The following is an 8454-nucleotide window of genomic DNA, read 5'->3' as shown; positions in this document are numbered from 1 at the left end:
TGAACCGCCCCGGGATTGTCGGAGACTCAACATTCTGAGAGAATACGACAATGAAAACACGACACTATACTTAATTACAAAAATAGGCGGTATAACATTAATGCTCATTGCCGTTCTATTGTTTGTAAGTGTGGTGCTTACTGTCTAAAAGCATTCGCTCGTTAATAAAAAACTGTCATAAAATTTTTAAATATCAGGTTTTTAGCTAAGTAAATCTGATAACCTGCCATAATTTCCTAGGCCAACGATATGACTCCTATATACACCGCATTGGCTGTACTGGTTGCCTTTATTTGGGGTGTGAACTTTACCTTTATTGCATGGGGACTTGAAAGCTTTCCGCCGCTAATGCTCACCACCCTGCGTTTTTTCTTTACCGCTGTGCCACTGGTTTTTTTCTGAAGCCGCCCAAATTTAACCGTACATTATTTATTTATGCTATCGGTACGTTTGTCATGCAGTATGCTTTTGTATTTACTGCCATGCATTTAGGGGCATCAGCAGGGTTGACGGCACTATTGCTACAAACTCAGATTTTTATCACTGTATTGCTGGCGTATTTTATATTGGGTGAGGCAGTGAATCGCATGCAAATCATCGGTATGCTGGTCAGTGTGCTAGGGCTTAGCGTCATCGCGTTAAACCTTGGTGGTGATATGCCTTTGGCTGGGTTTGTCTGTATCTTGGTTGCGGCCATAGGCTGGAGCTTTGGTAACATTGCCTCAAAGCAGGCGTCAACACAAGCGACGCAGCAAGGATCAGACGTGTCTATTATTTCGTCTAATACTGGTAAGAATAAGGCATCCGCGTTATCTGCTCTCGCTCTGGTGGTTTGGGGTGGTCTGGTCGCTTGCGTGATTTTAACTCTATCTTCTCTCATATTTGAGACCGAGGCATGGCAACTGGCGACGTTTACCGAAGCATCGCTCAAGTCTTGGCTATCACTTGGGTTTATCGTGTATATCTCAACTCTGATAGGCTTTGGATTGTGGGCGCATCTGCTCAGTCACAATACTGCCTCTAAGGTTATGCCATTCGCTCTATTGGTGCCAGTATTCGGTATGATAACCTCAGTGCTACTCACAGGAGAGATTGTGACATGGTGGAAGATGCTGGCAATGATATTGATATTGTCGGGGTTGGTGCTAGCAAATATGAAAATGAAATTAGGAAGAAAGCGCCAGCCAATATGACGTTAGCTGTTCTTATTTCTATAACAGCGCTTATGGTAAATAAAAATAACTTGATCTACTATTCAAAAATTCACTGCATGTATACAACGAAGTACACTGAGAATATTTTCGGGAGCAAAAACGTTGATTTCATTAGCCTACAACCGAAGATTCCAGTCCACGCTAGGGAACCGAATCAGTGAAAGCACCTGATTGGTTCACCATAGGTATACCTCAGAGGGAGCATTTAAAACCGCCTTATTCTATCCAGAGTCATTTGTCATAACAAATTATAAGATTCAATGAAGCGACTATTTTCATACTCTCTCAGAGTTTTGAGTCACCGACAATCCCAGTGCGGTTCAGATTTTTTAAAATCATCGTCAGCAAAAGCAACAAAAAGAATAGAGACTGTAGTAGATAAACATTATTCTAGACTACTTTTATTTATCAATAGCATAATGCGACAATGTCTTAAGTATCAAATCATTGTTAACTTCTGAATGGTATATTTTGCGAAGTATGTGTTTTTAAGATTATTTAGGTGTATCGCTTTATATCAAGGTTCGACGATTAGGGTGTAGTGACATTACAGTATATTCTAAACTGAAGCTTGATAATCATTTAAAATCACAACTTCCTATTTATAAATGCATTGACAGTTAGCCTTATTAACGTAATAATAATCTAGATGTTAATGGTTATCAATAACGCTTAGGTGTTTTTAATTCACATTATCGATTACTAATTCTATCACCTTGCTTGGCTCGCAATACGTATTGATTAAACTTCTACTATTTTTATCTCTATTCTCCGCTACCTTATATTTTCAGATGCCATTTACTTGACGATTATATGAACTAACCGTTATGTGATTTTTTGGCTTGGATGACCCTTTATGGCTGAAACGCTTACTCGTTATGATACCAATAAAACCCCATTAGCCATTGCTGATAAAGCCATGTTTATTCACCATCTTAATGAAGAGCATCAAGATGAACTTGCGATGTTTATCAATGCCTTTACCTCTGCCTCAGTCGGCGAGTATGATATAGTATCGATAAAAGAGCTGTATCCTGACGGCCTTTTGTTAGATGTTATAACGATGAATCGGTATCAAAATAACTCTAATGCGTTAAAAGATAGCAGTTCTACAGATAACAGCCTCGCTGAAAACCTTTCTAGTGTTAATCATCAATACTTTATCAACTTTTTTGTGCCTATTAGTAACGCTGAAACACTACATGAGCAATATATAGCGTTATTACAGGCATCCGCTACTAAGCTTGGTAAGCGTACGATCAAGCTTCAAGAACAGCACTTTCGCGTGACTGATGGTTATTATGTCAGTCCTAATATGTATCGACTGGTGGTCACAGCACCCGATAATATCCCACTCAATCATCCAGGCTACGCGTATTTATTTGAGTTAAATGCTGAAGTTTTATCTACCATAAATGGTGAGTCAGAAAATAACGATAAACCTTTACAACGCTACTACACCCTGCGAAAAGCATGGCGAGATCCAATCCGCTTGTCTGTTCAAGCTTGGATAGATGTTTATATCCATGGCAACACGCCAGGTGGCAATTGGGCACGCTCTCTCGTCTGCGGCATGCCAATAAAAACGGTGCGCGATTATCCAGAAAAAATAGAACACCTCAGTGAGGGACAATGCTTATTGATTTGCGATGAAACCTCTCTACCTACCGTCGCCAATCTATTAGAAAACTGGCAAAATCCGTTGCCGCCCCTTGTCATTGCTATCACCGAAGATCCAGAAGATATCAGTTATTTACACACTCTCAATCTCTGTCAGCACTTAGGTCATGATGAGCGTTTTCTACAAGACAATCTACTTCATATCATTAAAACGCCAACAACCGATCTTTCTGAACAAATCATAAGCTTATTACATGCAAGGTTAACAACACTACCTCTTAAGATTGGCAAGGTTTGGGGTGCGCTTGAAGCAGCGGACATCAAATCATTAAGACAACAATTAAAGGTAACTCTTGGTTTATCTCGTCAAGATATGGTCATAAAAGTCTATTGGCGCGCTCAATAACTGCTTCAATTCCATAAATAAAATGAAAATCATTTGCATTAACCAGCTACTTTTCTTTAAAATGCCTCATTTACTTTCGACTGCTCACTATGATGCACATCAATAATTTAAGCCTAATTCGTCAAAAAAAAGTTTTGCTTCACCCGACTTCTTTTATCATCGAACCAAATAAACTTTATGCCCTCATTGGACATAATGGTTCTGGTAAATCTAGCCTTATAAAAGCCATGGCAGGAGAGATGACACCCACGCAAGGTGGCATTGAAATAGAAAATACAGATTTGCGAAGTCTTTCTGCTAAAAGACTGGCGACGCATCTTGCCTATTTACCGCAAAATCTACCTGATGCAGGTGCTTTTACGGTCTATGAGCTTGTGATGTTGGGCAGATACCCTCATCAAAAATGGCTGCAAAAGCCGACTGCCAACGATCATCAACAAGTAGAAAAAGCTATCGCCCTCACTCAAGTTAACGCCTTTAGAGACCGCCAAGTATCGACGTTGTCAGGTGGTGAGCGTGCGCGCGTCTGGTTGGCGATGTGCCTTGCCCAGCAGACAAAGTATCTTCTATTGGATGAACCACTAGCGGCGCTGGATGTGGTCTATCAAATAGAAGTGTTAAAGCTGATTCGTCAATTGGTCGATGAGCAAGGCTTAGGTGTTGTGATTATCCTGCACGACCTAAATCTAGCAGCAAGGTTTTGTGATGAGTTTATCGCCCTAAAACAAGGCAAGCTGTGCCATATGAATGATGTCAAACACACCATGGAAAAGGATGTACTGCGCTCAATATTTGGTGTCGATTTTACCCTACTAACCCATCCTACCACTACTCATAAAGTCGCAGTTATATGAAAGCGCTCACCTTTTCGTTCGGGCTATGTGTGGCATTATGCTCAAGTTTATTGTTAAGCAGTTGCCAGTCGTCTGACGCCACCTCACAAGCACCACAAGCGCCACAAGCAATGTCACCTCAAGAAAGTCAAAAAGCGCCTAAAGTCATGACGCCCGATTGGGGTATTGCGGCGACGCTGACTGCCATGGGATACCCACCAGTTGCTATGGGCGACAAACCTTTCTATAGAGAATGGGTCGGTAAGCCTCTTATACCCGATACGACTCTCGACGTAGGAACACGCTATCAGCCCAATCCTGAAATGTTCTCTCAATTAGATTTAGATTTGGTCATAGACAACGCTTTTTATGCGCACCTGCGTCCTATGTACGGCGATTTGCCTATCCATTCTATTGAATTGACCAGCCCTAACAAAATTGCAAAGTGGGAGGACTTTATAGAACCCACGTTAGAATTGGGCCGATCTATCAATAAACCGCAAGCCGCGCAAGATTATTTAAACACTAGCAAGAAACAAATCTTACAAGCGGGACAGACTTTTCATGCGCGTTATCCTCATGTCAAAAAATTGGCTGTCGTGCAATTTGCCGATACTAATAATTTGCGTATGTTTTCGTATAATAGTTTGTTTCAACCTGCTTTAGAGACGATGGGACTACAGCTAGTAGCGTTGGCAGATGGCAATCAATGGGGGTTTACGCCCATTATGCTAGGAGACTTAGCGCAGCTTAATGACGATACTTGCCTTGTGGTCGTTGAACCTCTTAGTGACCTTCTCAAACTTGAATTAGAAGACAGTTTAGTGTGGCAGCGCTTGGGTTATTCCTTTGATCAAGCGCATGCATCTAGCAAAAAAGGCCGCTGTATCGCCTTACTGCCTGCGACATGGAACAACAGTGGCGTGGCTTCTATGAATGTCTTGGCCGAGCGCTTAACGAATGTCACTTTTGTAGGCCATACCGATTTATGATGAATAAAAATAATTTTTTGTCAGCTAACCGTATTTATATGATGGTCGTTTTCTTAATGCTGCTAGCAGTAGTCAGCAGTTATGCAGTCGTACATCAGCTATGGCCTCTCGCTTTTTTAGAATTGTTCACCCCCTCATTTGAGCTATCACTTTCGGATATGAGTACCCAGCTACAAATCCTACCGACCATGTTGGTAGCATTGACCGCTGGTGGCCTTTTAGGATTGGTCAGTGTTTTATTACAACAGCTGGTAAAAAACACATTGGCCTCAGACACGACACTAGCAGTCGGTAGCGGTGCAAATATGGCGCTGCTCATTGTCACGTTATTCCTGCCTACTTTAGCGTTGGGGGGAAGTTTTTGGGTCGCTTTTATGGGCGCGCTTGGCAGTATGGCGATTGTTTTTCTTCTAGCTGCGCCTAGCCGCATGAATCCTTTGGTATTGGTGCTTGGCGGACTGGTAACCAATATTTTATTGGGCGCTATTACTGCTTTATTATTGATTTATTATGCTGAAGAAACCTTAAACGTCATGGTGTGGGCGGCGGGCAGTCTCACTCAGAATAACTGGCAAGTATCTGCCGTATTAAGCATCGCTAGTGTGATCGCCTTTATTAGCTTAATACCTTTATTAAAACCATTAGAAATAATGAGCTTAGATGATAGGCAAGCCAAAAGTTTGGGCGTTCCTATCAACCTCATTCGTGGATTGGTAGTGGGATTGGTGGCACTACTGACCGCCCTTGTCGTCAGTCGCGTGGGGCCTATTGGCTTTATTGGTTTAGGGGCTGCCACACTGGTGAATGTGTTTTCGGTACGGCGTATTGGTTACCGTTTGCTATTAGGTTATGTGTTTGGAGCGCTGTTGTTATGGATCACCAGTAATGCCACGACGCTGTTACAACATTATTTAAGCCTAAATATTCCTGCTGATGCAATGACGGCCATACTTGGTGCCCCATTGGTGATATGGTTAATCGTGAGCCAAAGTCGTCAACATACCGATGAGGTTATTCCGACTTTAGTTTCAGAACGCCGTGACACTCATTTAATGGGTTGGAGTATCGCCTTAATACTGTTGCTCATAGGCGTACTTATCTTTACGGCTACTTCAAATGGCTGGCAGCTTAGTACGCTAGGACATTTAATTGTTAATTTTAGATTGCCTCGTACGTTAAGCACAGCCGCCACTGGCATAATGCTAGCCACTGCTGGCGTGCTGCTACAAACCTTAACACGTAACCCGATGGCTAGCCCTGAAGTACTCGGTATCAGCTCAGGCTCAGCGATAGGCGTGGTATTGGCCTTTGTTTTCCTACCCAGTTTTGGCTATACAGGTATTATATTATCAGGATTATTGGGCGCTTTTATTGTCCTTAGCTTGATCTTATGGCTTGCCCGTCGTATCAATCCAGCTTATTTATTATTAGTTGGTGTGGCCATTGCCGCATTGATGGGCGGTTTATTAAGTCTGGTAAAAATATCTGGCGATCAACGGTTACAAGCGGTGTTAAGTTGGCTATCAGGTTCTACGTACCTTGCCAGTCCAGAAACGGCATGGATTTTAGTAGGATTGGCTTTTATACTTTTTTTATTAAGCTTTATGGTGATCAAACCATTAGAAATATTGAGCCTAGGTAGCGGGATTGCCCGTGAGCTTGGGGTATCTTTGAGATTGTATCAAACCTTGATACTCATTCTTGTAGCTTTACTGAGTACGATATCAACGTTAGCAGTGGGACCACTCAGTTTTGTGGGTCTGATGATACCTCACCTCGCCAGCACATTAGGCGCGGTAAAGCTCAAACGTCAAATTCAACTGTCCGCTATCTTAGGCGCGGGCTTAATGGTCATAGCAGACTGGGTTGGACGCTATCTCATATTTCCCTATGAGATACCTGCTGGCACCATTGCTGCTATCATTGGCGGCGCTTATTTTCTATATTTGATGCGGCGTATTAGAGCGTAACCATATGGTTAATACTTCAATAACGACATGACAACATTATCGCTATTTAGGGCTTTAAAAATTTTGGTGTAATGGACAAAATTCATGCTAAAAAGTAGAAGGTAGTCGCTAATGGACATAATTCATGCTATTTGAGTGACTTTGATAGTAGAAAGTCTTTAATAAACCGTAACTTACGGTACTCATTTAACCCATGATGACTGTGCAATTGTCGCTTTAGCTCACTGAATAACCCTTCAAGAGAATTGGTCGTATTTGGTATATCTAAGTGCTCATATTCTCGATAAGTAAACAGCCAGTTACTATTGGTTCGTAGACTACGATAAGCACTTCTAAGACGCTTGTGCGTGTACCACGTTCTACCAGTATCCTCATTGGTACTACGTTCACTAAGATAGGCTTCATGAGTCAAATACCAGTGATCTAAGCGCTTTATGAACGCTGTCTTATCAAGCTGTATTATGTTTAAAGCGAGCTGTCTAAGCTCAATACTGGCGATGTTCTTAGGGCGACGAGTGAGGTAGCGGGTCACTATTTGTATTTGATGAAACTGGCACATCTGGCATGGGGTACAGGTAAATAACGTACGCAGTCCTCGTCTACCATCGCAGGTAATACTTTGTATATCAACGCCTAACGATGCTAGGTGATCAATCCCTTGCTTATAGGCACTATTAGTTTCATGACTCACTATCGCGTAATAAAGAACGGTTTTAGTGGTGTTATCCATAAAGACCATTAACCCAAACTTGCGACCAAAGTAAGTGGTGTCCATGATGATATTAGCAGTCTTTGGTCGTTTAACCTGATACTCGATACTGACTTTATCTAAGCGTCTTTGAATGGTTTTAAGACTACAGTGGTATTTATCAGCCAGTTGTTGGTAAGTCTGTTTACCTTGGGTATATTCAGTCCAAAGTGTTTGGTTATTGAGTCTTTTGCCACCTAAAAACTGCCGTCTGCAAGCTAGGCATTGATACTGCTGTTTATCTAGCTTACGTCCATTCTTCTTGGTGTGTTTATCACTACAAAAAGGGCAGTTTTTTGATTCATGGCGTTCATTCCTTGCAAATATAGACAGTATATAGCGTTAGACCCTATGACAGCATGAATAATGTCCATTACACCAAAATTTTTAAAATTAATAACGCGCAACTATTGTAATGAAAATGCTTATCATTATAATAGTGATTTAACTTACATATTGGTAACATTCATGCAATTGTCTCGCCTATATTCTGCTCTATTTTGCCTCAAAGCAACTAACAGAGCGCGTCACCCATTTTCAGTAAAATCACTGTCTATCTTTCACCTCTCTACTTCAGTCGTTTTACTTGCTGCAAGCCAAGCGGCGTGGGCACAAACCGATATAAATAATGACAGTCAATCAGATGTACCAAGTGTGGTACTTGATACGAT

Annotated in this window: 8 protein-coding genes; 7 read left to right on the top strand and 1 reads right to left on the bottom strand. The window is 41.6% G+C overall.

Features of this window, described 5'->3' with window-relative positions:
• The first annotated feature begins 249 nt into the window (after positions 1-249).
• From ACT3RN_RS12910 to fhuB, 6 genes are all read left to right on the top strand, one after another.
• Positions 250-402 (top strand): EamA family transporter, encoded by a 153-nt coding sequence (locus ACT3RN_RS12910; protein WP_444518703.1) that lies wholly within the window; start codon positions 250-252, stop codon positions 400-402.
• A 53-nt stretch (positions 403-455) separates the two neighbouring features.
• A complete protein-coding gene (locus tag ACT3RN_RS12905) occupies positions 456-1193 on the top strand; it encodes an EamA family transporter (RefSeq protein ID WP_444518702.1) in 738 nt (245 codons plus the stop codon).
• An 877-nt stretch (positions 1194-2070) separates the two neighbouring features.
• Positions 2071-3240, top strand: coding sequence for a siderophore-interacting protein (locus ACT3RN_RS12900; RefSeq protein ID WP_192529814.1), 1170 nt, complete (start codon positions 2071-2073; stop codon positions 3238-3240).
• 89 nt (positions 3241-3329) lie between these two features.
• On the top strand, positions 3330-4094 hold the full coding sequence (locus ACT3RN_RS12895) for an ABC transporter ATP-binding protein (protein WP_192519865.1): 765 nt from the start codon (positions 3330-3332) through the stop codon (positions 4092-4094).
• Positions 4091-5065 (top strand): ABC transporter substrate-binding protein, encoded by a 975-nt coding sequence (locus tag ACT3RN_RS12890; RefSeq protein ID WP_442062713.1) that lies wholly within the window; start codon positions 4091-4093, stop codon positions 5063-5065. Before ACT3RN_RS12895 ends, ACT3RN_RS12890 begins: the two co-directional genes overlap by 4 nt.
• Positions 5062-7035: a Fe(3+)-hydroxamate ABC transporter permease FhuB gene (gene fhuB / locus ACT3RN_RS12885; protein ID WP_444518701.1), complete on the top strand. Its 1974-nt coding sequence runs from the start codon at positions 5062-5064 to the stop codon at positions 7033-7035. Before ACT3RN_RS12890 ends, fhuB begins: the two co-directional genes overlap by 4 nt.
• Before the next feature lie 127 nt (positions 7036-7162).
• Here fhuB and ACT3RN_RS12880 read toward each other — a convergent pair whose 3' ends face one another.
• On the bottom strand, positions 7163-8110 hold the full coding sequence (locus tag ACT3RN_RS12880; protein WP_442062720.1) for an IS256 family transposase, variant Zn-binding type: 948 nt from the start codon (positions 8108-8110) through the stop codon (positions 7163-7165).
• 141 nt (positions 8111-8251) lie between these two features.
• Here ACT3RN_RS12880 and ACT3RN_RS12875 point away from each other — a divergent pair.
• A partial coding sequence (locus tag ACT3RN_RS12875; RefSeq protein WP_444518700.1) for a hypothetical protein occupies positions 8252-8454 on the top strand: 203 nt, incomplete at its 3' end.

Origin of the sequence: Psychrobacter sp. AOP5-GZ1-6, assembly GCF_052376345.1 — a bacterium.
Classification (GTDB): Bacteria; Pseudomonadota; Gammaproteobacteria; order Pseudomonadales; family Moraxellaceae; genus Psychrobacter.
The sequence above is the reverse complement of the archived record's forward strand: the minus strand, read 5'-3'. Positions and strand labels throughout refer to the sequence as shown.